Annotated in this window: 16 protein-coding genes; 5 read left to right on the forward strand and 11 right to left on the reverse strand. The window is 63.6% G+C overall.

The genetic code is table 11. The annotated features are described in order from the left end of the window. Nucleotides 1-12: 12 nt before the first annotated feature. The 8 genes from AB4097_RS05505 to AB4097_RS05540 form a co-directional block, all read right to left on the reverse strand. Nucleotides 13-2,121, reverse strand: a complete 2,109-nt coding sequence (locus tag AB4097_RS05505) for a response regulator (protein ID WP_442037603.1) — start codon at nucleotides 2,119-2,121, stop codon at nucleotides 13-15. Beyond that, on the reverse strand, nucleotides 2,118-7,970 hold the full coding sequence (locus AB4097_RS05510) for a HAMP domain-containing protein (RefSeq protein WP_442037604.1): 5,853 nt from the start codon (nucleotides 7,968-7,970) through the stop codon (nucleotides 2,118-2,120). The genes AB4097_RS05505 and AB4097_RS05510 overlap by 4 nt, the downstream gene beginning before the upstream one ends. Nucleotides 7,971-8,325: 355 nt before the next feature. Beyond that, nucleotides 8,326-8,664 (reverse strand): cupin domain-containing protein, encoded by a 339-nt coding sequence (locus tag AB4097_RS05515; protein ID WP_442037605.1) that lies wholly within the window; start codon nucleotides 8,662-8,664, stop codon nucleotides 8,326-8,328. Nucleotides 8,665-8,682: 18 nt separating this feature from the next. Further along, nucleotides 8,683-9,441, reverse strand: coding sequence for a 2-dehydro-3-deoxy-D-gluconate 5-dehydrogenase KduD (gene kduD, locus AB4097_RS05520; RefSeq protein ID WP_442037606.1), 759 nt, complete (start codon nucleotides 9,439-9,441; stop codon nucleotides 8,683-8,685). A 10-nt stretch (nucleotides 9,442-9,451) separates the two neighbouring features. Beyond that, nucleotides 9,452-10,288: a 5-dehydro-4-deoxy-D-glucuronate isomerase gene (gene kduI, locus AB4097_RS05525; RefSeq protein WP_442037607.1), complete on the reverse strand. Its 837-nt coding sequence runs from the start codon at nucleotides 10,286-10,288 to the stop codon at nucleotides 9,452-9,454. A 22-nt stretch (nucleotides 10,289-10,310) separates the two neighbouring features. Next, complete coding sequence (locus AB4097_RS05530; RefSeq protein ID WP_442037608.1) at nucleotides 10,311-11,591, reverse strand: TRAP transporter large permease; 1,281 nt, start codon at nucleotides 11,589-11,591, stop codon at nucleotides 10,311-10,313. Between the two features lie 4 nt (nucleotides 11,592-11,595). Beyond that, on the reverse strand, nucleotides 11,596-12,135 hold the full coding sequence (locus AB4097_RS05535; RefSeq protein ID WP_442037609.1) for a TRAP transporter small permease: 540 nt from the start codon (nucleotides 12,133-12,135) through the stop codon (nucleotides 11,596-11,598). A 182-nt stretch (nucleotides 12,136-12,317) separates the two neighbouring features. Beyond that, a complete protein-coding gene (locus AB4097_RS05540; protein ID WP_442037610.1) occupies nucleotides 12,318-13,298 on the reverse strand; it encodes a TRAP transporter substrate-binding protein in 981 nt (326 codons plus the stop codon). 193 nt (nucleotides 13,299-13,491) lie between these two features. Here AB4097_RS05540 and AB4097_RS05545 point away from each other — a divergent pair, with 193 nt between their 5' ends. Further along, on the forward strand, nucleotides 13,492-14,172 hold the full coding sequence (locus AB4097_RS05545) for a GntR family transcriptional regulator (RefSeq protein WP_442037611.1): 681 nt from the start codon (nucleotides 13,492-13,494) through the stop codon (nucleotides 14,170-14,172). Between the two features lie 152 nt (nucleotides 14,173-14,324). Here the strand turns inward: AB4097_RS05545 and AB4097_RS05550 are convergent, their stop codons facing one another. Continuing rightward, nucleotides 14,325-14,780: an Lrp/AsnC family transcriptional regulator gene (locus tag AB4097_RS05550; protein WP_442037612.1), complete on the reverse strand. Its 456-nt coding sequence runs from the start codon at nucleotides 14,778-14,780 to the stop codon at nucleotides 14,325-14,327. 448 nt (nucleotides 14,781-15,228) lie between these two features. Here AB4097_RS05550 and AB4097_RS05555 point away from each other — a divergent pair, with 448 nt between their 5' ends. The 4 genes from AB4097_RS05555 (at nucleotide 15,229) to AB4097_RS05570 (ending at nucleotide 19,647) form a co-directional block, all read left to right on the forward strand. After that, nucleotides 15,229-16,101 carry a MetQ/NlpA family ABC transporter substrate-binding protein gene (locus AB4097_RS05555; RefSeq protein ID WP_442037613.1) on the forward strand — a complete coding sequence of 291 codons (873 nt, stop codon included), beginning with the start codon at nucleotides 15,229-15,231 and terminating at the stop codon, nucleotides 16,099-16,101. Nucleotides 16,102-16,235: 134 nt separating this feature from the next. Continuing rightward, entirely contained in the window at nucleotides 16,236-17,636 is a 1,401-nt protein-coding gene (locus AB4097_RS05560) for an LLM class flavin-dependent oxidoreductase (RefSeq protein ID WP_442037614.1), read from the forward strand. Between the two features lie 27 nt (nucleotides 17,637-17,663). Continuing rightward, entirely contained in the window at nucleotides 17,664-18,974 is a 1,311-nt protein-coding gene (locus AB4097_RS05565; protein ID WP_442037615.1) for an acyl-CoA dehydrogenase family protein, read from the forward strand. Between the two features lie 19 nt (nucleotides 18,975-18,993). Continuing rightward, complete coding sequence (locus tag AB4097_RS05570; protein ID WP_442037616.1) at nucleotides 18,994-19,647, forward strand: methionine ABC transporter permease; 654 nt, start codon at nucleotides 18,994-18,996, stop codon at nucleotides 19,645-19,647. Between the two features lie 17 nt (nucleotides 19,648-19,664). On the opposite strand, the gene AB4097_RS05575 is transcribed toward AB4097_RS05570, so the two are convergent. Then, the gene (locus tag AB4097_RS05575) at nucleotides 19,665-23,963 is read right to left on the reverse strand and encodes a translocation/assembly module TamB domain-containing protein (protein ID WP_442037617.1); all 4,299 of its coding nucleotides are present in this window, start codon (nucleotides 23,961-23,963) and stop codon (nucleotides 19,665-19,667) included. After that, on the reverse strand, nucleotides 23,963-25,942 hold the full coding sequence (locus tag AB4097_RS05580) for an autotransporter assembly complex protein TamA (RefSeq protein WP_442037618.1): 1,980 nt from the start codon (nucleotides 25,940-25,942) through the stop codon (nucleotides 23,963-23,965). Before AB4097_RS05580 ends, AB4097_RS05575 begins: the two co-directional genes overlap by 1 nt. Nucleotides 25,943-26,429 lie beyond the last annotated feature (487 nt).

Consider the following 26,429-nt stretch of genomic DNA (forward strand, 5'->3'; position numbering starts at 1 on the left):
GATGGAGCAGAGCTATGCGACGGCGGCGGCCTGACTCATGGCGGCATTCTCCAACTCGACGCCCTGTGGCGTACTCATCAGCGATTGTATCTTTTCCGCCAGGTCGCTCGCCCGGTAGGGCTTGTAGAGAAGATTGAGATCTTCGAGTTTGTCTTCCCCGTCGAAATATCCCGTCGTCAGGAGAACCTGGACTTCCGGCTGTTCCTTCTGAATGAGCCGGGCCAGGTCTATGCCGCTGAGGGCTCCCGGCATCCTGACGTCGGAGAGGACGAGCTTGATGCCCTTCTTCGATTTCAGAAGCCGAGCCGCTTCATCACCGGTCTCGGCCTCCATGACCTTGAAGCCGAGGGAATGCAGGGTCGACAGCGCCACCTGACGGACGGCCGGGTTGTCCTCAACGACGAGCACCATGCGGCCATTCCCGAAAGGGTGGGCAATGGCCGATTGGTTGTCCTCCGGCCGTTCCGCCGCATCATGCGAGCGGGGAAGAAAGATGCGGATCGTCGTGCCCGCATTCGGCTCGCTCTCGACCTCCACATGGCCTTGGCATTGCTGGACGAAACCATAGACCATGCTGAGCCCAAGGCCGGTGCCTTTTCCGCTTTCCTTCGTGGTGAAGAACGGCTCGAAGACCTTCTCCAGCACCTCGGGCGGCATCCCGATTCCCGTGTCGCTCACGGAGATCACGACGAACTCGCCGCCGCGAGCGGATTTCCCCTCCTCCACCAGCTGGTTCTTGACGCAGATCGTGAGATCGCCGCCATTGGGCATGGCATCACGGGCATTGACGGCGAGGTTCAGGAGCGCTGCCTCCAATTGCGCACGGTCGACCTGGATCGGCCAGATGCCGTCTTCCAGGTGCAGGCTCGCGTTGACCTGCTCTCCCAGAGTCCTGCGCATCAGTTCCAGGAGGCTCGGCATCAGGCTCGTGACGTCGATGGTTGAAACCTGCAGGGCCTGACGCCGGGAGAAGGTCAGGAGCCTGTAGGTGAGATCGGCGCAATGCTGGGCGCTTTCCAGCGCCATCCTCACCCGGCGCTCGGCCTTCTCGTTGCCCTGAATGGATTTCTTCAGGAGATCGAGATTGCCGATGACGACGCTCAGCATGTTGTTGAAGTCGTGCGCGATTCCGCCGGTGAGACGACCGACCGCCTCGAGCTTGCTGGCGTGGAGCAGGTTCTGCTCCATCTGCTTGCTCTCCGTGATGTCGAACCACATGCCGAAGAATTCGCGCGGGTGACCGTTCTCGTCGCGCATGAGAACCGTCTGGTCGAGGAAATGCCTCTCGACGTCGTCGGCGCAGCGCCAGCGATACTCGAGATTGACGGAGCCCTCTTCCTCCAATCTCCTCAGCTGGGCCAGAACACGCTCCCGGTCTTCCGGATTGATGCGGGAGGCCCAGAAGTCCGGACGCTCCAGGAAAGCCTCCGGACGGAACCCCGTGATGCGCTCGATACTCTCATTGGTGAAATGAAGGCGGCGATGATCCTCCTCGACGGAGGCCGTATAGAGCGCGATGGGCAGCGATTTTAGGACGATCGATTGATGCTCCTCGCGGCGACGCAGGGCCTGTTCCGCCTTCAGCTTTTCGCTGCGGACGTGAAGGTTGTCCATCAGCAGGCGGCGCTCCTGCTCGGCCTGCCGACGGATCTCTTCCGTCTTGCGATAAAGGTCGACGAAGATGTCGACCTTGGATTTGAGGATCAGGGGCTCGATGGGCTTGAAGACGTAGTCGACGGCGCCGGCCGAATACCCCTTGAAGACGTGCATGTCGTCCTTGTTGAACGCCGTCAGGAACAGGATCGGCACGCGCGAGGAGCGCGGCCGGTTCCTGATCAGGCTTGCAACCTCATAGCCGTCGAGGCGGGGCATCTGCACGTCGAGCAGGATGACCGCGAAATCATCCTTCAGGACGTGGCGCAGGGCCCCCTCGCCGGAATCGGCGGTCACGACCTCAACGCCCGGAGACCGCAGCACCTCTTCGACGGCGATCAGGTTTCGCGGATCGTCGTCGACCACCAGGATCTTGGCCGGAATCGGATCTGACGGAGGGCGGGCCGAGACCAGATGAAACTCATCCAGGCCCTGGCTCAGCTCCCCGCGCCGTACGTCGTCCGTCATGAGTTCAACCCGGTCTCTGCCGCACCATTGGGAGCCACCGCCCCGTCCGGGACATATGTGCTCCGACTGAGTTGAACGCGCAAGACGGCCAGAAGTTGATCCACATCCACAGGCTTCGACACGTAGTCCGTCGCGCCCGCCTCGAGGCACTTCTCCCGGTCACCTTTCATGGCCTTCGCCGTCACGGCGACGAGGGGAAGGTCGCGATAACGCGGGATGTTCCGGATTTCCCGCATGGTCTCGTAGCCGTCCATCTCGGGCATCATGATATCGACCAGGGCCACGTCGACATCCGGGTTGGCATGAAGCTTCTCGATGCCCTCCAGGCCGTTCTCGGCGAAGACGACCGAGATCCCATGCTGCTCGAGCGCACTCGTCAGCGAGAAGATGTTGCGCATGTCGTCGTCGATGATCAGAACCTTCCGGCCGTCGAGCGATTCGTCGGTGCGGTGTTGGACGACGATCTGCTTCTCTTCGGGTATGGCGCTGATCGCCCGGTGCAGAAACAGGGCCGTGTCGTTGAGAAGGCGTTCCGACGAGCCCTCGCCCTTCACGATGAGCGTCGCCGCCATGCTCTGCAGATGACGCTCCTCGACCTTGGTCAGGTCCTGGCCGGTATAGATCACGATCGGCAGTTCCTCTCCGCCCTTCGTCTTGCGGATGCGCTCGATGAGCTCCCCGCCCGGGAGGTCCGGCAGGCCCAGATCGACGACCGCGCAGTCGAACTGCCGTACCTGTATGGCCTCCAGGGCCGTCTCGGCCGTTCCCACGGCGGTCACGTCGACCTGCTCGCTCTTCATCAGTTCGGACAGGCTCATGCGCTGAATGTCGTCGTCCTCGACGAGGAGCAGCTTCTTCACGGGCCGGTCGATGAACTCCTTCGTGCGGTTGAGCGCTCCCATGAGCGCTTCCCGGTCGACGGGCTTCTCCAGGAAGCCGAAGGCGCCCGCCTTGAGCCCGCGCTTCTTCTGGTCGTCGACGGAAATCACGTGGATCGGCACATGACGGGTGCGCGGATCGTGCTTCAGGAGGTCGAGAAGCGCCCAGCCGTCCATGTCGGGAAGGCCGATATCGAGCGTGATCGCATGGGGCTTGTAGCGATGCGCAAGGGCGAGCGCCGAGGCGCCGTCCATGGCGATCAATCCCCTAAACCCCTCCTCGCGGGCAAGCTCCAGCAACACCGAAGCGAACATGGCGTCATCCTCGACGATAAGGACGACACGGTCTCCGCTCGTGATCGCATGACGGTCGTCGAGCGAAGCGGACAGAGCCATCGCGGCCGACGGCTGCCGGATCATCGTTCCCGCAGCCTCGTCCGTCGTCGCGGTCGATTGACCGGCTCCATCACCGTTCGGCCGCACGGACGATGCCGCACCGGCCGTTCCATGGCTGGCCGGCGGCTCGACCGGAACGAAGAGCGTGAAGGTCGAGCCGCTTCCCGGCGTGCTCGACACCACGATCTCGCCGCCGAGCAGACGGGCGATCTCACGGCTGATCGACAGGCCGAGACCGGTTCCGCCGTATTTCCGACTCGTGGTGCCGTCCGCCTGCTGGAACGCCTCGAAGATGATGCGCTGCTTCTCCTCCGGGATGCCGATGCCGGTATCAGTCACCGAGATGGCGACCCACTGGCTGCCGGCCCGCAGCGGCGTTCCCTCGGCCGAGCCGATCTGCAGCGTCACGCCACCGCGCTCGGTGAACTTGAAGGCGTTCGACAACAGGTTGCGCAGCACCTGCTGCAACCGCTTCGAATCCGTCCTGATCGCCGGCGGCAGCTTCTGGTCGACCTCCACATGGAATTCGAGCCTTCTTTCCTCCGCCACCTGGCGGAAGGTCCGTTCCATGTTGTCGACGAGGTCCTTGAAGGCGACGCTCGACACCTCCAGGCTGACGGTGCCGGACTCGATCTTCGACAGGTCCAGAATGTCGTTGATGAGCGAGAGCAGATCGGAGCCGGCCGCGTGGATGGTCTTGGCGAACTCCCTCTGCTTGTCGGTCAGGTTGCCGTCCGAGTTCTCGGTCAGGAGCTTCGAGAGGATGAGGAGCGAGTTCAGCGGTGTCCTCAATTCGTGGCTCATATTGGCCAGGAACTGCGACTTGTAGCGGGACGTGAGCGAGAGCTGTTCGGCCTTCTCCTCCAAGGCGGTCTTCGCGACGGAGACCTCCTGGTTCTTGGTCTCGACCTCCCTCTTCTGGAGTTCGAGCAGCCGTGCTTTGTCCTCGAGCTCCTCGTTCGTCTTTTGCAGCGCTTCCTGCTGCTGACGGAGAAGTTCCTCGGACTGACGCAGGCTGGCGGCCTGCTGCTCCAGCCGGTCGTTGGTGTTTCTCAGCTCTTCCTGCTGGCTCTGCAGCTCGGTCGTCAGGAGCTGGGACTGCTTCAGCAGGCCTTCCGTCCGCATGTTCGCCGCGATGGTGTTGAGAACGATACCGATCGATTCCGTGAGCTGCTCGAGGAACGACTGGTGCGTTTCCGAGAAGCGGCTGAAGGAGGCAAGCTCGATCACCGCCTTCACCTCCTGCTCGAACAGGACGGGCAGCACGATGATGTTGAGGGGCGGCGCCTCGCCGAGAGCCGAGCTGATGGTGATGTAGTCGCCCGGCACGTTGGTAAGGAGGATCCGCTTCTTCTCGTAGGCGACCTGCCCAACGAGTCCCTCACGCAGGCGGAAGCGGTTGTTGAGATGCTTCCTCTCCGTGAAGGCGTAGGACGCCACCATGTCGAGGATCGGCTCGTTTCCGTCGTTTTCCATCGTGTAGAACACGCCCTGCTGAGCATTCACCAGCGGGGCGATCTCCGACAGGATCAAGTTGGACACGGTGGTGAGGTCGCGCTCGCCCTGAAGCATGCGGGTGAATTTGGCGAGATTGGTCTTCAGCCAATCCTGCTCCGCGTTCTTGAGCGTCGTGTCGCGCAAGTTGCGGATCATCTCGTTCACGTTGTCCTTGAGCGAGGCCAGCTCGCCCGAGGCCTCGACCGAAATCGACCGGGTGAGGTCGCCCTTGGTCACGGCGGTGGCCACGTCCGCGATGGCACGCACCTGCGTGGTCAGGTTGGCCGCAAGCTGGTTCACGTTGTCGGTGAGATCGCGCCACAGGCCCGCGGCGCCGGGCACCCTCGCCTGTCCGCCGAGCTTGCCCTCCACGCCCACTTCGCGGGCGACGTTCGTCACCTGGTCGGCGAAGGTGGCGAGCGTGTCGATCATCTCGTTGATGGTCTCGGCGAGTGCGGCGATTTCGCCCTTGGCATCCACGACGAGCTTGCGCTTGAGGTCACCCTCGGCGACCGCCGTCACCACGCTGGCGATGCCGCGCACCTGACCGGTGAGGTTGTTCGCCATCATGTTCACGTTGTCGGTCAGGTCCTTCCAGGTGCCGGCCACACCGCGCACCTGCGCCTGACCGCCGAGCTTTCCTTCGATGCCCACTTCACGCGCCACGCGCGTCACTTCGGACGCGAAGGAGTTGAGCTGGTCCACCATGGTGTTGATGGTCGATTTCAGCTCGAGGATTTCGCCGCGCACATCCACGGTGATCTTCTTCGACAGGTCGCCGTTTGCGACGGCGGTCGTGACTTCGGCGATATTACGCACCTGACCCGTGAGGTTCGCGGCCATCATGTTGACGTTGTCGGTCAAATCCTTCCAGACGCCGCCGACGCCACGCACCTGTGCCTGACCACCCAGTTTACCCTCGGTGCCCACCTCGCGCGCCACGCGGGTCACCTCGCCGGCGAAGGAGTTGAGCTGATCGACCATCGTGTTGATCGTCGATTTCAACTCCAGAATCTCGCCTTCGACCGCGACGGTGATCTTTTTCGAAAGGTCGCCATTCGCGACCGCCGTGGTGACCTCCGCGATGTTACGCACCTGACCGGTGAGGTTCGCGGCCATCATGTTGACGTTGTCGGTCAAATCCTTCCAGACACCGGCCACACCGCGCACCTGTGCCTGACCGCCGAGTTTTCCTTCCGTGCCCACTTCGCGCGCCACGCGCGTCACCTCGCCCGCGAAGGAGTTGAGCTGGTCCACCATGGTGTTGATGGTCGATTTCAGCTCGAGGATTTCGCCGCGCACATCCACGGTGATCTTCTTCGACAGGTCGCCGTTGGCGACGGCGGTCGTGACTTCGGCGATGTTACGCACCTGACCGGTCAGATTGGCCGCCATCAGGTTCACGTTGTCGGTCAAATCCTTCCAGGTGCCGGCAACGCCCTCCACGCGCGCTTGGCCGCCGAGCTTGCCTTCGGAACCCACCTCCTTCGCCACGCGCGTCACCTCGCCGGCGAAGGAGTTCAGCTGATCCACCATGGTGTTGATGGTGGACTTCAGTTCCAGGATTTCGCCCCGGACTTCCACGGTGATCTTCTTGGACAAGTCGCCGTTCGCGACGGCGGTCGTCACCTCGGCGATGTTACGCACCTGACCGGTGAGGTTCGCCGCCATCAGATTCACGTTGTCGGTGAGGTCCTTCCAGGTTCCCGCTACGCCACGCACCTGCGCCTGCCCGCCGAGCTTGCCTTCCGATCCGACCTCCTTCGCCACGCGGGTCACTTCGGACGCGAAGGAATTGAGCTGGTCCACCATGGTGTTGATGGTGTTCTTCAGCTCCAGGATTTCGCCCTTCACCTCCACGGTGATTTTCTTGGACAGATCGCCGTTCGCGACAGCGGTCGTCACCTCGGCGATATTGCGAACCTGCGCCGTGAGGTTCGAGCCCATCATGTTCACGTTCTCGGTGAGGTCGCGCCAGACGCCGCCGACTCCCTCCACCTGAGCCTGACCGCCAAGCTTTCCTTCCGAGCCCACTTCCTTGGCGACGCGCGTCACTTCCGAGGCGAAGGAGTTGAGCTGGTCCACCATCGTGTTGATGGTGGATTTGAGGGCCAGAATTTCGCCTTTCACGTCGACGGTAATCTTCTTCGACAGATCGCCGCGGGCAACCGCCGTGGTGACTTCCGCGATGTTACGCACCTGACCGGTGAGGTTCGCGGCCATCATATTCACGTTGTCGGTCAGGTCCTTCCAGACGCCGCCGACGCCGCGCACCTGCGCCTGCCCGCCAAGCTTGCCTTCCGATCCGACTTCCTTCGCCACGCGGGTCACTTCCGAGGCAAAGGAGTTCAGCTGGTCCACCATGGTGTTGATGGTGTCCTTCAGCTCCAGGATCTCGCCCTTCACGTCGACGGTGATTTTCTTGGACAGGTCGCCGTTCGCGACCGCCGTCGTGACCTCGGCGATGTTACGCACCTGACCGGTCAGATTGGCCGCCATCAGGTTCACGTTCTCGGTCAGATCCTTCCAGGTGCCGGCGACGCCCTTGACCTTCGCCTGACCGCCGAGCTTGCCTTCCGATCCCACCTCACGGGCCACGCGGGTCACCTCCGAGGCGAAACTGCCGAGCTGGCCCACCATGGTGTTGACCACTTTGCCGATCCGCAGGAACTCGCCGCGCAGGGGGCGCCCGTCGGTCGCGAGGTCGATCGTCTGGCTCAGGTCGCCCTTCGCCACGGCGCCGATGACCCTCGCCACCTCGATGGTCGGCTGAACGATGTCGCCGATCATGGCATTCACGGAGTCGACGCACTCGCTCCAGCAGCCGGTCGCCCCTGCAAGGCGCCCACGCTCCTCGATCCGCCCCTCCTTGCCGACCACCTTCGCGACGCGTTCCAGTTCCTGCGCGAGACCGTGGTTCAGGTCTGCTATGTCGTTGAACGCCTCGGCGATTTCGCCGTCGATGCCGGTCAGGTCCGACGGCAGACGGGCGGAGAAATCGCCTTTTCTGAGGGCTCGCAATGTTTTGAGGAGCAGCCTGGGATCAAGCTGCGAAGTGGCGGTTTCGACTTGTGACATAAAGGCCCCCGTTACGCTGTTCCAGGCGCAACCCACGCCTGGCCCCCTTGTGCCGACATTCCAAAAGCTACTTTGTTCGTCTTCAGATGGAATTCGACCCACCTTAACGTTTTTCAAGGGGCAGAGTTCCGGGCCGGAGCAAATTTCGCCATGGATCGGTTAACGCGAAATGTCCTGTCGCGGGCAGGCCACAGCGCATGCGACCGCAGACGTGTGAAAGCGGGTTTCCTGGCCGCAGAGCCTGTTGATCGGACACGCCAGCGCAGCAAAGGCCGATCAGTCCAATAGCAATCAAGCCGCAACCAATCATGGTGCGGCTTGAGGCATAAATTGATTGTAGGTTGCAGGCGTCAGGTCAGACGAAATCCTCGCGCATCGGGGTGAAGACGTCGAGAAGCACGCCGGCTTCCACCGCGACGGCCCCATGGACCGCATTAGGAGGCACGAGGAAGCTGTCGCCCTGCTTGAGCCGCTCGGTCCGTCCGGCAATCGTCACGTCGAAGACACCGGCCTCGACGAGACTGCACTGGATATGCGGGTGCGAATGCGGCGTGCCGACGGCCCCGGCCTGGAAATCCACACGCACCATCATCACCTCGGAATTAAAGGTGAGGATCTTGCGGCGGATGCCCTCGCCTGCCGGCTCCCAGTCGATCTTGCTGTCGAAGGCAAAAGGTTCATTGATGCGGTTCATGGTTCCTCCAGAAAGGTCTCAACGGGCGAGCCATCCACCATCCACCGGCAGAACGACGCCGTGAATGTAGTTTGCGGCTGGTGATGCCAGGAAGACGGCGGCGCCGCCGAGATCCGTCGGGTCGCCCCAGCGCCCGGCCGGGATGCGCCCGAGAATTTCGGCGCTGCGCTTCGGATCGTTGCGGAGCGCCTCCGTATTGTTGGTCACGAAATAGCCCGGCGCGATGGCATTCACGTTGATGCCTTTCCCCGCCCACTCACAGGCGAGCAGCCGTGTAAGACCGGCCAGCCCGCTCTTGCTCGCGGTGTAGGATGGAATGCGGATGCCACCCTGGAACGAGAGGAGCGAGGCGATGTTGATGATCTTGCCGCCGCGCCCGTCCGCCAGCATGGTGCGGGCCGCCGCCTGGGACAGGAAGAAGGTGGACTTGAGATTGACGTTCATCACGTCGTCCCAATCCCGTTCCGTGAAGTCGATGGCATCCGCGCGGCGGATGATGCCGGCATTGTTGACGAGGATGTCGATCCGGCCGTTGATCGACGTCGTCTCGGTGACGATGCGCTCGATGGGCTCGAGGCTCGACAGATCCGCCTGCACGGAATGGAAGCCCGCACCCGCCTCGCGGCACAGGCGCTCGGTCTCGTCCATCGCCGAGCGGCCGACGGCCACGATGGAAGCGCCCGCCTGCGCCAGCGCCTTGGCGATAGCCTGACCGAGCCCGGTATTGGCCCCGGTCACGACCGCCGTCTTGCCGGCGAGATCGATGGAATAAGTCATCGCCCGATCCTCACCGCAGCGCATCCATGGGCACCATGTCCATGTCGGTAAAATCCTGGTTGTCGCCGCCCATGGCCCAGACGAAGGTGTAGTTGCTGGTGCCGACACCGGAGTGGATCGACCAGCCGGGGGACAGGATCGCCTGCTCGTTGGCGACCACGAGATGCTTCGTCTCGTCGGGCTCTCCCATGAAGTGGAACACGCGCGTGTCGGGCTGCATGTCGAAATAGACGTAGACCTCGGAGCGGCGGTCATGCAGGTGAGCCGGCATGGTATTCCACATGCTGCCGGGCTTCAGCTGCGTCATGCCGAGAACGAGCTGCGCCGAGCGGCACACCTCCGGATGGATCATCTGGAAGATCGTGCGGACGTTGCCGTTCGCCGCGTCGCCCAGATCGACTCGGCGGGCGCGGTCGAGACCGATCTTCACGGTCTCGAAACGGGCATGAGCCGGCGTGCTCACGAGATAGAACTTCGCCGGATGGCTCTCGTCGAGGCTCTCGAAGTGCACGTCCTTCGTGCCCATGGCGATGTAGAGGGCATCGCGGGGATCGAGATTGTGGACCTCGCCATCCGTATGGACGCGCCCTGCCCCGCCGAGATTGACGACGCCGAGCTCGCGGCGGTCGAGGAAGTTCGGCGAGCCGATCTGCTTGTGCGTTTCCAGCCTGATCGCTCCCGCCGTCGGCGTCGCGCCGCCGACCACCAGCCGGTCGATATGGCTGTAGGTCAGTTTGACCTCGCCGGGAACGAACAGTGTCTCGATCAGGAAGTGCCGGCGCAATTCGGCCGCACTGAAATGGCGGACCGCCTCGGGATGGCATACCTGCCGGATGTCGATGGTCATCATTACCTCTTGAATTCTAAAATCAGCGGAACAGGGCCGGCAGCCAGAGCGACAGGCCGGGGATGTAGGTGACGAGCAGCAGGACGAAGACGCTGGCGCCCAGGAACGGCCAGATGGTCTTCATGGCCTCGCCGATGGTGATCTTGCCCACCGCGCATCCGACGAAGAGCACCGAGCCGACCGGCGGCGTGTTGAGGCCGATGCCGGCATTGAGGATCAGGATCACGCCGAAATGCACCGGGTCGATGCCGAAGGCCTTGATCACGGGCAGGAAAATCGGCGTGCAGATGATGATCATCGGAGCCATGTCCATGAAGGTGCCGAGCACCAGCAGGATGACGTTGATGAGCAAAAGCACCACGATGGGATTGTCCGACACGCTCTTCATGAGCGCGATCGTCGCCTGCGGCACCTGCAGGAAGGCCATGAGCCAGCCGAAGGCGCTGGCCGTGCCGATGACGAGCAGGACCATGGCAGTGGTGCGCACGGCTCCCAGCGTCGCCTCGACGAAGCTCTCCCAGTTCAGTTCGCGATAGACGAAGAGCGTGACGAGCAGCGCATAGACGACCGCGATGCAGGAACTCTCCGCCGCCGTGAAGACGCCTGAGCGGACGCCCCCGAAAATGATGAAGATCAGCAGGATGCCCGGCACGGCCGAGACGAAGAAATAGGCCAGCATCCGGAAGCCCGGGAACGGGTCCGCCGGATAGCCGCGACGCACGGCCACCACGTAGGCGGCGATCATCAGCGCCATCGCCAGAAGGATCCCGGGCACGATTCCTGCGGTGAAAAGATCCGCCACCGAGATCGTGCCGCCGGCCGCGATCGAATAGATGATCATGTTGTGGGACGGCGGGATCATCAGCGCGATGATGGCGGAGTTCACCGTCACGTTGACGCTGTAATCCTTGGCGTAGCCCCGCTTCTCCATCTGCGGGATCATGATTCCGCCGATGGCCGAGGCGTCGGCGACGGCCGAGCCGGAAATGCCGCCGAAGAGCGTCGAGGCGACCACGTTCACCTGGCCCAGGCCGCCGCGCAGATGCCCGACGAAACCGGCGGCCAGCCGGATCAGGCGGTCTGCGATGCCGCCGCGCATCATCAGGTCGCCCGCATAGATGAAGAACGGGATTGCCATCATGGCGAAGGCGTTCATGCCTGAATTGAGCTGCTGGAACACCACAACCGGCGGCAGCTGCATATAGAGCACGGTCGCCAGCGACGCGATTCCGAGACAGAACGCCACCGGCGTTCCGATGATGAGCAGGAGCGTGAAGACGCCGAAGAGAACCCACATCTCCATGTCATCACTCCTTCACGGCAACGAGATGAGGCTCGTCCGCGCGCACCAGGGGCACGTCCTCCCCGGCAAGAAGAAGGCGAACAAGCTTTTCCAGGGAAAACAAAGCAATCAAGACGCCGCCGACCGCGAGGGGAACATAGTCGAATCCCTGCGGGATCGGCAGACCCGGCATCAGGGCCGACCAGGTTTCCACCGCCAGCGAGGTGCCGTACCACGCCATGGCGATGCCGAAGAGCATCACCAGCACCTCGGTGACGGCGAGCATGATCTGGCGCAGGCCGTGCGGGGCATAATGAAGGGCAATCTCGAAGCCGAGATGGTTGCCCTCGCGCACGCCCACGGCGGAGCCAAGCAGGATGAACCAGCTCATGAGCAGCAGGGAGGCGGGCTCCGTCCAGCTCGGCGACTGGTTCAGCACGTAACGGCCGAACACCTGCCAGGCGACGAAGAGGGTCATGAACACGAGGCCGATCCCGGCGATCCAGAGAGCCGCCCGATTCACGACGGCGAGGATGCGGGATAGCGCGGCAAGTTCAGCGCGCATCGGTAAGGGTCTCCGGTGGAGCAAGAGACGGACCGGTCTGAGCATGGGACCTGAAAGTGGAATACACTTTCAGAATCCATCCGATGCTCCTTTATCAAGAGGCGCATCGTTCGTGCGGAAAACCGGTTTCCACTTTTCCGCACGATGCGCCAGCCGGTCCGCCGGCGTCAGTATGACGAGGCTCAGTTCATCGCCTGGATGCGGGAGACCAGCTCCTTCACCTTCGCGTCCTTGGCGTATTTCTCGTAGACAGGCTTCATGGCGTCGATGAAGGGCTGCTTGTCGACGTTGTTGATCTGGCTGCCGCTCGCCCGGATCTTCTTTTCGGCTTCCTTCTCGCGCGCCTCCCAGAGCTCGCGCATCTTCACGACGGATTCCTTCGCCGTCTCGCGCACGGCCTTCTGGTCTTCCGGAGAAAGCTTGTCGAAGCTCTTCTTCGACATCACCAGCACTTCCGGCGACATGGAATGCTCGGTCAGCGAGTAGAACTTCGCCACCTCGAAGTGGCGGAAGGAATCGTAGCTCGGCCAGTTGTTCTCGGCGCCGTCCACCACGCCGGTCTGAAGCGCGGAATAGACCTCGCCTGGCGGCATCGGCGTCGCGTTGGCGCCGAGCGCATTCACCATGTCGAGGAAGAGATCCGACTGGATCACGCGCACCTTCATGCCCTTGAGGTCGGCCGGCGTGTTGATGGGACGCTTGGAATTGTAGAACGAGCGCGCGCCCGAATCGTAGAAGGCGAGCGCCACGAGGCCGTGCGGCTCGAAGGCTTTGAGGATCTGGTCGCCGACGGGGCCGTCCATGGTCTTGCGCATGTGGTCGACCGAGCGGAAGATGAAGGGCAGCGACGGGACCAGCGTCTCGGGAATCAGGTTGTTGAACGGCCCCATGTTGATCCGGTTCAGGTCGATCACGCCGAACCGGGTCTGCTCGATGGTGTCCTTTTCCTGGCCGAGCTGGGCGGAGTGGAACACCTGCACCTTGTACCGGCCGTTGGTCTTCTTTTCGAGCTGGGAGCCGAAATACTTCACGGCTTCGACGGTGGGGTATCCGTCCGGATGAATGTCGGCCGAGCGCAGCGTCGTCTGGGCGCCGGCCGTGCCGCTCATGAAAGCCGCCCACACGCCGAGCGCGGTGGCGGCAAGGGTTCTCCTGGTAAACATGATCTTCCTCCTTAAGGCTTCCTCAGGTGCATTATTGTTTCAGATCAAGCCTTTGACCGGCTTGCCCTGCGCATCGAGCCCGTGCGACTCATCGATCCGGACCGGGCGCCGCTTGCCGCGGCTTACCTGGTCGACGATTGTATGGTAGTATGCACTTATATGTTACGCAACCCGCCAAAAGAATGAGATTGCCGTGAACACGCCCTTTCCTGTCGGCCAAGGCTCCGCAGCCCAACGCATCGAGAGCGAGCTGCGTCGCCTGATTATTGCCCTGGAGCTTCCGCCCGGAAGCCGGCTCTCCGAGCAGGACATCGCCGAGCGCCACGGGGTCTCGCGCCAGCCGGTGCGCGAGGCGCTGATCGGCCTCGCCAGGACCCGCCTCGTGGAAATCCAGCCGCAGCGCGGCACCACGGTCGTGAAGATTTCGGTGCGCAAGATGATGGAAGCGCGGTTCGTCCGGGAGGCGATCGAGACAGCGGTCGTGCGCCGTGCCTGCTCATCCTTCGATCAGCAGAGCCGGGAGCGGATCGACGATCTCCTCGAGATGCAGGAACAGGCCGCCCGCCGCAACGACCACGACGCCTTCCAGCGCTACGACGAGCTGTTCCACATAGCGCTGGCAGAAGGCGCCGGATGCCCCCTCGCCTGGGAGGCCGTTCAGGACATCAAGGCCCATATGGACCGGGTGTGCCAGCTGACGATCCCCAGCCCGGAGGCAATGCTGCCCCTGATCGACCAGCACCGCGCCATCATGACAGCCATCGACAGCCGCGACGAGGAAGCGGCCGCAGAAGCCATGCGCCGGCATCTCACGGAGATCCTGCGCGCCCTGCCGCGCGTGGAGGCCGAAAACCCGGAGCTGTTCAGTTCATGAGAGAGTGCTGAGGAATGACACCCTCACGTCATGGCCGGGCTTGTCCCGGCCATCCCGATCGGAAGGGTGCGACGCTTCATGCAATCGGGATCACCGGCACAAGGCCGGTGATGACGTGAAAGGGAAGAGCCTGAACATTCTCAAAGCCACCCTCACGACCGCAGCACGAATGCCGTCGTGGACTTGATCCGCTCCATCGCAAAGCGCGACGTGACGTTCTTGAGCGGGATGGCCTTCACCAACTGCTTATAAAAACTGTCGTAGGCCGCCATGTCGGGCACGACGACGCGCAGGATGTAGTCCACGTCGCCGGCCATGCGGTAGATTTCCATCACCTCCGGAATGCCGGAGACGAACTCTGCGAATTGCTGCATCCAGGTCTCGGAATGGTCGTAGGCCTCCACGGCCACGAAGGCCGTCAGGCTGAGGCCGATCTTGTCCGGATCGACCAAGGCCACGCGCCGCTGAATGACACCTGAGGATTCCAGCCGCTGGATCCGCTTCCAGCAGGGCGTCTGGGACAGGTTCACGCGCTGGGCGAGCTCCGCCACGGAGATGCTGGCGTCCTCCTGCAGAAATTTCAGGATTTTGGCATCGATTGCGTCCATCGACTTTCCTACGCGCCGTTTCGCGACCTCTTTTATGTTCTTTATATAGAACAAGGTCAAGCCGCACGAACACCTTCTTCGTCGGAGCCCAGGATGAACTGCAGTCTAACGACCCTCGAAAAGCTTTGTCTCTCGGCACATTCCCGTACAGAAGAATTTTTCGCCTGCCCGCACCAGAGCAGAAAGAAGTTTTTTCTTTGCATCCTCGTTCTAAAAAAAGAACAATCTAATTGACCCGGACCCGTTCGCTGGGCACCATTTCGTCAAGTCTCCGAAATGCGACATGGGTCGTTTGCATCAGCATAGGGAAGTATCGGCTTTCAACGAGGCGGATCTTCAAAGATGTCAAAGCTCATGAACCGGCACAGCGAGGGCCGCAAAGCTTCATTGGCTTGTCGGAGACAGGCAACTTGACGTCCTTTTTCTTACAAACCCGAGGTCCCGTTCGATGCCGATCAATGCTTTCTCCTCCTGGAGCCATCGCCGATCAAGATCAAAGTCCCTGCCGCTCCTGACCCTTCTCGCCGCGTCCGCCTGGGCTCTCGTGTCGGCGCCGGCCTTCGCGGAACCGCCCCTGAAGATCGGCATCAGTTCGGGCCTCTCGGCCGATGCGGTCCACCAGGCGGCCAAGGAAGCCAAGGAGCAGGGACTCGACGTGAAGGTGATCGAGTTCACCGACTGGATCACGCCCAATGCCGCTCTCGTGAACAAGGACATCGACGCCAACTACTTCCAGCACATCCCCTTCCTGGAGGATGCGAAGAAGGCCCGCGGCTATGATTTCGTGTCCATCGGCGTGGGGACGATGTCCAAGGTCGGCCTCTACTCGAAGAAGTACAAAAGCATCACGGATCTTCCCAACGGCGCGAAGGTCGCCATCGCCAACGATCCGGTGAACGGCGGTCGCGGCCTCGTTCTCCTCGAACGGGTCGGGCTGATCAAGCTGAAGGAAGGTCTGGACTACAAGGCCACCGTGGCCGACATCGTATCCAATCCGAAGAACATCAAGATCACCGAACTCGTCGCCCAGCAACTGCCGACCGCCCTCGACGACGTGGATCTCGGACAGGGTTATCCCGCGACCCTCAAGCAATACGACATCGACCCGAACTCGGCCTTGATCTTCGACAATGTCCAGAAGCGCTTCGCCATCCAGTGGGTGGTGCGCGCGGAAGACGCCGAGAATCCACGGATCAAGAAGTTCGTCTCGATCTATCAGAACTCGCCCGAGGTCAAAGCCATCCTCAAGAAGCATTTCGGCGACATGACCGTTCCTGCGTGGGATCTCCCGAAGGAAACCGCCGCCAATCCGACGAACTAGAGCATCGGGCGTGATTTCGAACTCACGTCCGATGCTCCAAGTTTTTGTCTTCCCGCATCTTTGCACGCAAAACCGGTTCCCACTTTTGCGTTCGCTGCTCTAACCATCAACTGACGATCGAGCCGGGTGAGGCCATGACCAAGAAGATCAATATCTACGCCTTCGACATGAACTGCGTGGGCCACATCAATCATGGAATGTGGACCCACCCGCGCGATCAATCTCCGTCCTATACGAGCCTGGATTACTGGGTGAACCTCGCGAAGATCGCCGAGCGGGGCAAGCTCGACGGCATCTTTCTCGCCGACATCGTGGGCGTCTACGATGTCTACAAGGGCGGCCCCGAGACCGCCATCGCGGCCGGCGTGCAGGTGCCCGTCAACGATCCGATGCTCGTCGTGCCGGCCATGGCCCATGCCACGAAGCATCTCGGTTTCGGCGTGACCGTCAACACCACCTATGAGCAGCCCTATCTGCACGCGCGGCGCATGTCGACGCTCGATCATCTCACGAACGGCCGCATCGGCTGGAACATCGTGACGGGCTATCTCGACAGCGCGGCGCGCGGCATGGGACTGTCCGAGCAGCTCGATCACGATCATCGCTACGACATCGCCGACGACTACCTCGACGTGCTCTACAAGCTCTGGGAAGGCAGCTGGGACGACGATGCGGTCATCCGCGACCGTGCCAACGGCATCTATGCGCGCCCGGACAAGGTCAGGGCCATCAAGCACGACGGGCCCTATTACCAGATCGATGCCATTCACCTGAGCGAACCGTCGCCTCAGCGCACGCCCGTTCTCTATCAGGCCGGATCTTCGACGCGCGGGCGCGAGTTCGCCGCGAGGCACGCCGAATGCGTGTTCACGGGCGGCCCCAACCCAGGTGTCGCAAAAGACATCATCGCGGACATCAGAGCCCGCGCGGCAAGCCATGGGCGCAATCCCCATGACGTGAAGGTCTTCGTCGGCATGAGCCTCGTGGTCGGCCGCACGGAGAAGGAAGCGCAGGACAAGCTGGAAGAGTATCGCCGCCACGCGAGCGTGGAAGGCGCGCTGGCCCATTTCTCGAGTTCGTCGGGCGTGGACTTCGCGAAATACGATCTCGACGAGCCGATCCAGTACGAGAAAAATAACGCCAACAACTCGACCCTGGAAGCCATCACCAAGCGCAGCGCCGGCACAGTCTGGACCGTTCGCAAGCTGATCGACCAGATGATCCTCGGCAGCCGGCAGAAGCCGTTCGTCGGCACGCCCGAGCAGATCGCCGACCATATCGCCTCATGGGTCGAGACTGCCGATATCGACGGCATCAACCTGCCGCGCACGGTCGCGCCGGAAAGCCTCGCCGACTTCGTCGATCTCGTCGTTCCTGCGCTCCAGGAGCGGGGCCTGTTCAAGGCCGATTATGCGGACGGGACCCTGCGCGAAAAGCTGTTCGGCGAAGGCCGCAACCGTCTCCCGTCAGAACATTGGGGAGCTCGCTACCGCGCGGACGCGGCGCAGCCTGCGCCTGCGCGAAAAATCGCCTGATCCTTTTCCATTGCGACGGAACGAACGATGTCAGCCGCCACGAGCCTTTTCACACCAGACCCACACATCGGCGCGGGCAGCGCCCTGCACCGCTTCGATCCGCCGATCTCCTACGAGGAACTGGCGCAGCGCTTCCGGCCGATCTTCGCGAAGATCGCCGAGGGTGCCGTCGCGCGCGAGCAGTCGCGGACATTGGCCGTCGAGGCCGTTTCCTGGCTACGCGACGCGGGCTTTGGAGCTTTACGCATTCCGCAGGCCTATGGCGGCCTCGGCGCCAGCCTGCCCCAGACGTTCCGGCTTCTCATCGAACTGGGCGAGGCCGATTCCAACCTGCCCCAGATCTTCCGCGCCCATTTCGCCTTCGTCGAGGAGCGCCTGAACGGCAAGAACGAAGCCGACCGTCAGCGCTGGCTCTCGCTTATCGTCGATGGTGCCCTTTTTGGCGCCGCCATGGCCGAGAAGACGGAGGGCACCGAGACGACCGTGACCCTCACGAAGAACGGCGATCACTGGCTCCTCGACGGCTACAAGTTCTACAGCACGGGGACGATCTACGCGTCGTGGATCGTCGCGGTCGCCCTGGAGGGAACGGACTATGTCTCCCTCGTTCTCCCGACGACGGCGCCGGGCGTCACGATCGAGGACGATTGGGACGGCTTCGGCCAGCGTCTGACCGGCAGCGGCACGACGCGGTTCGACAAGGTCGCAATCCGCGAGGATCAGATCCTGCGCCGGGTCTCCGTCGAACAGCCGCCGAAGGCCTCTTACATCATCGCCTATTACCAGCTGTTTCATCTGGCGGCGCTTGCGGGCATCGCCCGGGCGGTCCTGAAGGACGCCATCGCATTCACCCGCGCCAAGACCCGGACCTTCGCGGTCCCGGGCAAGTCGAACCCGCGCCACGACCCGCTCGTCCAGAGCGTGATCGGACGCCTCGCGAGCCTGTCGTTCACAGCGGACACGCTGGTAGACGGCGTTGCCGATGCGATTGAATCCTCCTACCAGGCCGCTACCAACGGCCAGGACGCGACGGAGCTTTATACGGCGGCCAACATCAAGGCCTACCAGGCGCAGCAGATCGTAATCGAGCAGGTGCTCGAAGCGACTACATTGCTCTTCGAGATCGGCGGCGCCTCGGCCACGAGCGAGACGCGCCGTCTCGACCGCTACTGGCGCAATGCCCGGGTTCTCGCCTCCCACAATCCCGCCATTCAGCGCGAACGCGCCATCGGCGATTACTGGCTGAACGGCACGCCGCCCATGGGCGTCCTCCAGGCCGTCATCCAGAGCGAAGCCCAGGCGAAGAACGCCGCCGAGGCATCATCGCGGACCGCATAACCGGAACGGGAGACCAGCCATGCCCACCAACTTCATCCCTATGTTCTGGGACGCGTTCCTCGAGAGCCTGACCATGGTCGGCGCGGCGGGCCTCTTCGCCTTCGCGGCCGGGATCCCCCTGGCCGTCGTCCTCGTCACCACCACCGCCGGCGGCATCTACGAGATGCCGCGCCTCAACCGGGTGCTGGGCAGCGTCATCAACGGCTTCCGCTCGACGCCGTTCATCATCCTCCTGGTCGCCCTCATTCCCTTCACGCGCCTGATCGTCGGCACGTCGATCGGGCTCTGGGCCGCGGTCGTGCCCCTGAGCATCGCCGCGACGCCGTTCTTCGCCCGCATCGCGGAGGTGAGCCTGCGGGAGGTCGATCACGGACTCGTGGAGGCCGCGCAGGCCATGGGAGCGAGCCGCTGGCAGATCATCGTCCACGTACTCCTGCCGGAAGCCCTGCCCGGCATCATTCGCGGCTTCACCATCACGCTGGTGTCGATGATCGGTTCCTCGGCCATGGCCGGCGCGGTCGGTGCGGGCGGATTGGGTGACCTTGCCATGCGCTACGGCTATCAGCGCTTCGACACCACGGTCATGGTCAGCGTCATCGCGGTCCTGATCGTGATCGTCACCGTGGTCCAATCCACGGGCGATCTCATCGCCAGCCGCTTCGACCGGCGGTAACGCGGAAGAGGACTGCCTCAATATTCCATCTCGAAGCCCAAGCCCACGGAGCTGCCGCCCTCGGCATTGATCTCGCCCTGCGCCTTCAGGCGCCGCGTCAGGTCGACATCGACCGTTACGCCGCTCTCCTCAGGCAGGGCGCCGGCTTTCACGCCGACACGGACATTGTCGCTGATATAGCGTGAGACGCCCACGCCCGGCCCGCCGCCGGCGCCGACCGTGATGTCGAGGCTGTCGACGCCGAGCGAGCGACGCAGCGCCTCGAATGCGTCGGTGCCGGAGCCGCCCGAGAGCTGCGCCACGGCCTGCGCGAGCTGCAGCGCCTGCCCGGCCGACAGACCACCCGACGGCCGCTGGAACAGGATGCGGGAGAGAACCTCGTCCTGAGGCAGATCCGGGCTGGAGCTGAACGTGAATTCCGGGCTCGAAGCCGGGCCCGTCACGCCGATGCGCGCGGTCACGTCTCCGGCCTGCGTCTCCGCCAGGAAGTCGAGCGATGGCGTGAGGTCGCCGGTAAAATCGAGCCGCCCGCGCACGAAATCGAGCCTTTTGCCAAGGATGTCGAAGCGCCCGCGCCGGAGCTCGAAAGCCCCGATGGCGACGGGATCCTGTGTCGTCCCCTGAAGCCGCAGATCGCCGCCAAGTTCGGCATTGATGCCGCGCCCGCGCACGAAGATCCGGTTCTGCGCCGTCAGCGTCAGATCGAGTTCCGCCCGGAACGGGGTGCCCCGCGCAGAAGCGGATTGCCGCCGCTGCGCGAGCGCAAGCCGCGCGGCCGCGGTCGGTGTGGGCCGCACATGCTTTGTGCCGGGGAGCGGCCTCAAGGTAGTCGGCAGCCGGTCCGGCACCGAGACATTCATCGAGATGATGTTGATGCGCCCCGCCGCGCGCGGCCTGCTCATGAGCGGGCCTGAAAGGGTCAGATCCAGATCGGCGGTCGCATCGACGGTCTCGTTGGAAACGAGCTGCGCGCGATTGCCCGTGATGCGGATCTCGCCCGGCAGTCCTGCGACCGGATCAATCGTCACCTCGCCGCGAGCCGCAAGGGAGCCGCCGCTCGGAGTCTGTGCGGTCAGATTCTCGATGGTGAGCGTCTTCCCGCGCGCGACGAACCGGCCGGCGATGCCGGTGAGCCGAACACCCTGCAGCGAGTCGGTGAAGCTGCCATTGGCGAGCGTGACGCTGCCTTCGATGCGCGGATCCGCGAGTCTGCCGGCAATCGACAGGTCGAGATTGGCAGCTCCCGTCAGGCGCTGACCGGATGTGGACAGGAACGAATTGGCGATGGTGAGATCGGTGCGGCCCGACACCCGGAGCGCAAGGTCCTCGGCCGGGCTGAGAGGCACGCTTCCCGTTACCTGCAAGGTTCCGCCACGTCCAATGGCGATCCTCGCGTCGATACCGGCCCGTTGATCGGCCAGTCGTCCCTGCGCGTCGATGTTGAGCGCGGGCAGGCCCGCTCGGCGGGTTTCCGCCGTGGCAAGGCCCGAGACGGCGACGCGGTAGTTTCCGCTAGGATTTGACGCCGTTCCGCCGATGGACGCGTTTCCGTTGACCGTACCGGCGAGACCGAGATTGGGCACCACGATGTCCGCCACCTGAAGCGGCAGGCTGCGGACATCGACGGTGAGATCGAGCCTGTCGGCAACGGTACCGTTGACGGTGATGCGCCCCTGGTCCGCCGCGATCACGAGATTGGACAAGGTGACGGCACCGTTCTGCAGCGTGATAGCCGCGGGCTGCGCGAGAGCCAGACGACGGTTGCCGCGACGGGCCGTGAAGCTCGCAAGCTCGATCCGCGTCGCATCGCCTGGAACGACACGTCCCTGCGCATCGAGGTTGAACCCCTGCCCCACGGCGGAGGCCGTGAATTGCGACGCGGCAGGTGTGCCGTTCGCCACGAAACGCACGGTCCTGTAGGTCTGCCCCGCGGCGGTCAGCGCCTCGGCAGAGACGGTGCCGTCGATCATGGGACGGCGGTAGAGATCCTGGAGGGTGAGCCGCGCATCGAAGTCCCGCACCGAAATGTCCGCCACGGCAAAGCGCGCGCCCTGTGCCGTGATCCGTGCATCCTGACCGCCGTCGCGCGCGCTCAGCGAGACGACGGCATCGAGGGCTCCATCGAGCTTCGTGAGCACAAGGGGCGAGAGATCGTCGAAATTGCTGCCGGACAGGGAAATGTCACCCTGCGCCAATTGGTCGTTACCGAGGCGAAGATTCCCCTTCAGCGCAACCGACCCGATAACGATATCGAGCTGGTCGAGGAGCCACCCACCATCTGTAGGCCTGGCGAGATGGAGAGAGCCCGTCGCGGGTTTCCCATCCACTTGCCCGTCGAGGGTGAGCGCTGCGTCGAGCGCGCCCGTAACGTCCTTGGCGTCGAGATTGATCGCGAGCCGAGGAATGGATCTGTTGAGGGCGCGCGCATCGGTGAGCGTCGCAACGCCCTTGATGTCCGGCTTTTCGAGCGAGCCCCCGAGGCGAGCCGTGACATTCGCCCGCCCCCCGGTGATGCGCGGATCGACGCGCCTCAACTCGTCGATGGTAATGTCAAGGCCGAGATCGGCTGCGAACTGCGTGGCCCGTCCGTCGACACGGGCGTCCAGATGGGCCCCGTCCACGCGGAGGTTCTCGAACGCGTAGCCGTTGGGGATGCGCCGCAAGGTGCCCGCCGCCGTGACATTGCGTCCGAGGAGCCCATCGACTGCCGGCGTGCCCGTCGAGAGCTCCCGCAGGCGGGCGTCGAGCACCGCCGCCATGTCGTAGCGACGCGGATTGCCCGACAATTTCGCAGTCAGGGTTGCGGCTCCCTGCAACGGCCGGCCCGCAAGCCCGGAGAAGGGTGCCAGCGCCAGGATGCGGGCATCGAGGGTACCGTCGAGAACGGTGCCTCCCACGCGGCCCGTGAAGCTCGCCTGTGCCGTGGAGGTCTCGATGCGCGCCGTCTCTACATTGGCAATGCCGTCGAGACCGAAGGAACCGCGTGAGGTGATCGAGAGCGTCGGTCCGATCGCCCTGGCGAGCGCGCGGTCGACCGGTCGGATCCCTGCGGCATTGGCGTCGATGGCAAAGGAGAACTGGCTGGGAGGGGTTGCGCCGTCCGACGGATTCATGGCTATGCGCGCCGTCAGCGTGTCCAGTGAACCCTCCGGCAGCCTGATCTCCGCCGCATCGAGCGAGCCGTTGATGCGCGGCGCCATCAACGGCCCCTGCACCGTGCCGTCGAAACTGAACCGCGCGATCTCCGCCTCCCCGGCGCGTGTCTTCGCGCCGTCGGTCGGCAGGGCGCGGGCATTGAGGGTGAGATCGAGCACCTGGCCGGAGCTGACGGTCCCGGTCATATCGAAACGTGCGACGTTCGACGTGATGCTCACCGGCTGGAAGCGCAGGCTGCTGTCGTCCCCGACGGTCACGTTGCCGACGAGCTGGGTGGTTCCGCTGAAGACCGGCGCTGCCGGCGCGGGCAGCAATCCTTCGATGCGGGCCGCGAGATCCAGGTTCACGTCATAGGCGGCCGTGGCGCGCCGGACGGTCGCGGTGCCTGCGGCGCCGATCGTCGGTCCGGCGGTGAAATCGAGCCTCGCGGCGAAATCGCTCATCGGGCCCTGACCTGTGAGCTTCAGGTCGACGGGCGGAAGTCCTGGCAGATCCATCAGCCGGGCCGCGATACCGCCGGCGGGCTCCTGGTGCGTGAGTTCGAGGGCGAGCCGTTTCGTCTGCGGCACGTACGTGAGATCGATCGAAAGCTTGCCGGGGGCATCGAGGCGCTGCGCCTGGAAGTTCAGGTCGAGCCCTTCGGACGGATCGCCCAACTGGGCCGAACCCGCCGCCGAAAGCCGTGCCTCCGTGCCGAGCACCGGCTGGCCGAGGGCGAGTTCCTGCAGGGCGAAGCGGTCCACGACGACCTTGACCGGCAGCTCGGGCAGAATCGGCTCGTCGGAGACCGGCGCATCCTCCTCGGCGGGCAGCGGCCTGCGCGAAATTTGGAGTTTGTCGATGGTGAGTTCATCGACCTGCAGGCGCCCGCGCAGCAGCGCCGTGCGGCTCCAGACCAGCCGGGCGCGATCGAGGTTGAGCCAGACACCATCCCGGTCGGCGATGCGGATATCCCGGATGACTGCGTCCGACGTCAGCGCCCCTTCGATGCTGCCGATGGTGACGCGGGTGGTCGGCGTCGAGAGCAGGCGCGAGATCAGGTTCGCCAGGATGCCCTGGTCGCTCTGGGCCTGGCTCGGGCGGTCGCTCACCAGCCAGAAGGCCGCGACGGCCAGGAGGACGATGGACATGAGGGCGAGGGAGCGGATTGGCTTGATCATCAGAAGGCCTGCCCGATTCCGACGTAGATGGCGTAGGACGGATCGCCGGGCCCCGGATTGACCGGGATCGCAACGTCCAGGCGAATGGGCCCGATCGACGTGTAGTAGCGAAGGCCCAGACCCGCACCGACGCGAATGGTCTCATCGAAATCCGGGAAGCTCGACTCGAACGCCGTCCCCGCATCCACGAAGGGAACGATGCCGATAGTGTCGGTGATCTTGATGCGCGCCTCGAGCGAAGCTTCGAGCAGGCTTCGGCCGCCGATGGGTTGGCCAAGGAAGGTCGGGCTCAGCGAACGATAGCGGTAGCCGCGCACCGAACCACCGCCGCCTGCATAGAAACGCCGGTTGGCTGGAATTTCATCGAGGTCCGCGCCGACGATGGAGCCCAGCCCGATACGGCCGGCGAGGATGTAGCGAGCTTCCTCGTCGAGGGAGAAATAGGCCGAGGCGGTTCCCCGCGCGACCGTCATGGGCACCGACGAGCCGAGGAACTCCGGATAGGGCGCCACGGAGGCGATCACCCTCATGCCCTTGGTGGGATTGAGGAGATTATCGGTCGAGTCGTAGCTCAGGGAAACGGGCAGACCGACGAGGGTGTAGTCGATCTGGCCGAGAATATCCGTCGCCTGCCCCTTCTCGTACTCGATGCCGCCCTGGATAGAGAAGGTCTCGCTGAAGCGGTGGCGGATGCCGGTGCTCGCGTTCGCGAGACGGCTCGTATAGCCTTCCGTCCTGTCGCGCTCGACCAGGCCGTCGACCAGCCAATCGTTGCGGGTCCCCCAGAGGGCAGGCTTCAAGAAGCTCGCACGGAACCGCCCGCCGAGATTGTCCCAGGAGAAATCCTGGTTCCGGTCGGGTTGGCCGCCATCCTCGGTGAGATAGAAGACGCTGCCCTCGAGCCGCAGCCGCTCGGCGCCGCCGAACAGGTTTCGATGAGCCCAGTAGGCCCGCACCGCCGGCCCGTCCGTCGTCGAGTATTGTACCGAGGCTCCGATGACCCGCGGGGGGCGCTCGGTCAGCTCTACGAAGAGAGGAAGATTGCCGTAAGCATCCAGGGACTCCCCTTCGCGGATGCGCACCGAGGACAGCGCCTCGATCTGGGAGATCGACTTGCGCATGGAGGCGAGTTCCGCAGGCGAATAGGGATCGCCCGGCTCCGTATAGATGAAGGAGCGCACTACGGCCGGATCGACATTCTCCGCGCCGTGGATCGAAATTGCCCCGATGCCCGCCTGAGGTCCAGGATCGACGCTCAGGCTCACATCCATCACTTGCGCCGGATGAATGACCACGGGATTCTGCCGGCGGACCTTGGCGAAGGGGTGCGACTTGGACCGAAAGTAATCGACGATCCGCGCCTCGGCGGCGACGATGTCGGCGGAACGCGCCGGGTCTCCGGGCTTGACCTGTACGATACGGGGTGGAAGCTCTCCCGGCGTGAAGGGGCGCCCTGTCCTGGCGTCCAAGACCGCAACGTCCCCCAAGGCGAACTGCGAACCCGGATCCGCAACGATCTGAACGGGCACGAGCGCGCGCGCGAGATAGCCTGCCGCGGCACGGGTCGCGGCATCCCTCCGGGGAGCCTGCAGGACCATCGGTACGCCCGCCACGTTGATCGTGACGCGGGCATTGTAATACCCGGCGCCCCAGAGCGCATCGATCAGGCGAGGCAGGTCGGCCTCGGCGCGGCTGGCCAGCGCTGCGGCGTCGGGCGGCGGATCGGATTGCAGGCTTTGAAGGGTCGAGGCGTCCTTCAGGACCTGCTTGAGATCGCTGTTGTCCCCGCTCACTACGATATCGAGGGAATACGGCAGGGCCTGCGGACTTGGCGGCGGCGGCGCTTCGCCATCCCCGCGAAGCCACCCGAACAGATCAAATGCCACGGCAGGCGCGAGCGGCAACCCACTCAACAGGACGCCGACCAGAACGGGAAGCACGATCCGTCGGTTGTTACGCAGCCGTCGCACGTGAAGCATGATCTCCCTGGCCAAAACAGATTCATATTTCTTGGTCTTGCAGCCGATCCCGCCCGGCAGCGGGCCGGGACCCGATCGGCTCCGTTTGTCGAGAGGCACCTAACCACAGTTTCCCCAGCGGCAAAACCCTGGCCGTACGATTTTGACAGGCAGTTGACTGAAGATCACAGGCGATGCAGAGGAAAATATACTCCCAATAGAGAGAATCGGAATTTGAGGATGATGGCCGAGCGATGCGTTACCACGACAGCAAGTTCGCGACATTATAGTGCGACCAGAGCCAACTCGACTGGCGATTTCTCGCCAAGACGAAATGTGGCAAAAATGAGAACCTTTCCGCTGTCCCAGGAAAGAAGGGTTAATCTTTGAACACCGCGAATGCGACAGCCAAGGCTCATTGACCGGATGCTTCGCCGGGTGTAATTTTTCATTCCATATACTGGCTCAGTTCAAGTTGCTCCCATGTAGAGCGGCAAGCCGGTATTGC

This window comes from Microvirga sp. 2MCAF35, from assembly GCF_052115545.1.
GTDB lineage: Bacteria > Pseudomonadota > Alphaproteobacteria > Rhizobiales > Beijerinckiaceae > Microvirga.

Excerpts from the sequence above, each read along its gene's own strand:
- AB4097_RS05530 (WP_442037608.1), bottom strand. The coding sequence starts at position 11,591 with ATGGAGATGTGGGTTCTCTTCGGCGTCTTCACGCTCCTGCTCATCATC.
- kduI (WP_442037607.1), bottom strand. The coding sequence starts at position 10,288 with ATGACCATCGACATCCGGCAGGTATGCCATCCCGAGGCGGTCCGCCAT.
- AB4097_RS05575 (WP_442037617.1), bottom strand. The coding sequence starts at position 23,963 with ATGATCAAGCCAATCCGCTCCCTCGCCCTCATGTCCATCGTCCTCCTG.
- AB4097_RS05570 (WP_442037616.1), top strand. The coding sequence starts at position 18,994 with ATGCCCACCAACTTCATCCCTATGTTCTGGGACGCGTTCCTCGAGAGC.
- AB4097_RS05515 (WP_442037605.1), bottom strand. The coding sequence starts at position 8,664 with ATGAACCGCATCAATGAACCTTTTGCCTTCGACAGCAAGATCGACTGG.
- AB4097_RS05555 (WP_442037613.1), top strand. The coding sequence starts at position 15,229 with ATGCCGATCAATGCTTTCTCCTCCTGGAGCCATCGCCGATCAAGATCA.
- AB4097_RS05550 (WP_442037612.1), bottom strand. The coding sequence starts at position 14,780 with ATGGACGCAATCGATGCCAAAATCCTGAAATTTCTGCAGGAGGACGCC.
- AB4097_RS05560 (WP_442037614.1), top strand. The coding sequence starts at position 16,236 with ATGACCAAGAAGATCAATATCTACGCCTTCGACATGAACTGCGTGGGC.
- AB4097_RS05510 (WP_442037604.1), bottom strand. The coding sequence starts at position 7,970 with ATGTCACAAGTCGAAACCGCCACTTCGCAGCTTGATCCCAGGCTGCTC.
- AB4097_RS05535 (WP_442037609.1), bottom strand. The coding sequence starts at position 12,135 with ATGCGCGCTGAACTTGCCGCGCTATCCCGCATCCTCGCCGTCGTGAAT.
- AB4097_RS05565 (WP_442037615.1), top strand. The coding sequence starts at position 17,664 with ATGTCAGCCGCCACGAGCCTTTTCACACCAGACCCACACATCGGCGCG.
- AB4097_RS05580 (WP_442037618.1), bottom strand. The coding sequence starts at position 25,942 with ATGCTTCACGTGCGACGGCTGCGTAACAACCGACGGATCGTGCTTCCC.
- AB4097_RS05540 (WP_442037610.1), bottom strand. The coding sequence starts at position 13,298 with ATGTTTACCAGGAGAACCCTTGCCGCCACCGCGCTCGGCGTGTGGGCG.
- AB4097_RS05505 (WP_442037603.1), bottom strand. The coding sequence starts at position 2,121 with ATGACGGACGACGTACGGCGCGGGGAGCTGAGCCAGGGCCTGGATGAG.
- kduD (WP_442037606.1), bottom strand. The coding sequence starts at position 9,441 with ATGACTTATTCCATCGATCTCGCCGGCAAGACGGCGGTCGTGACCGGG.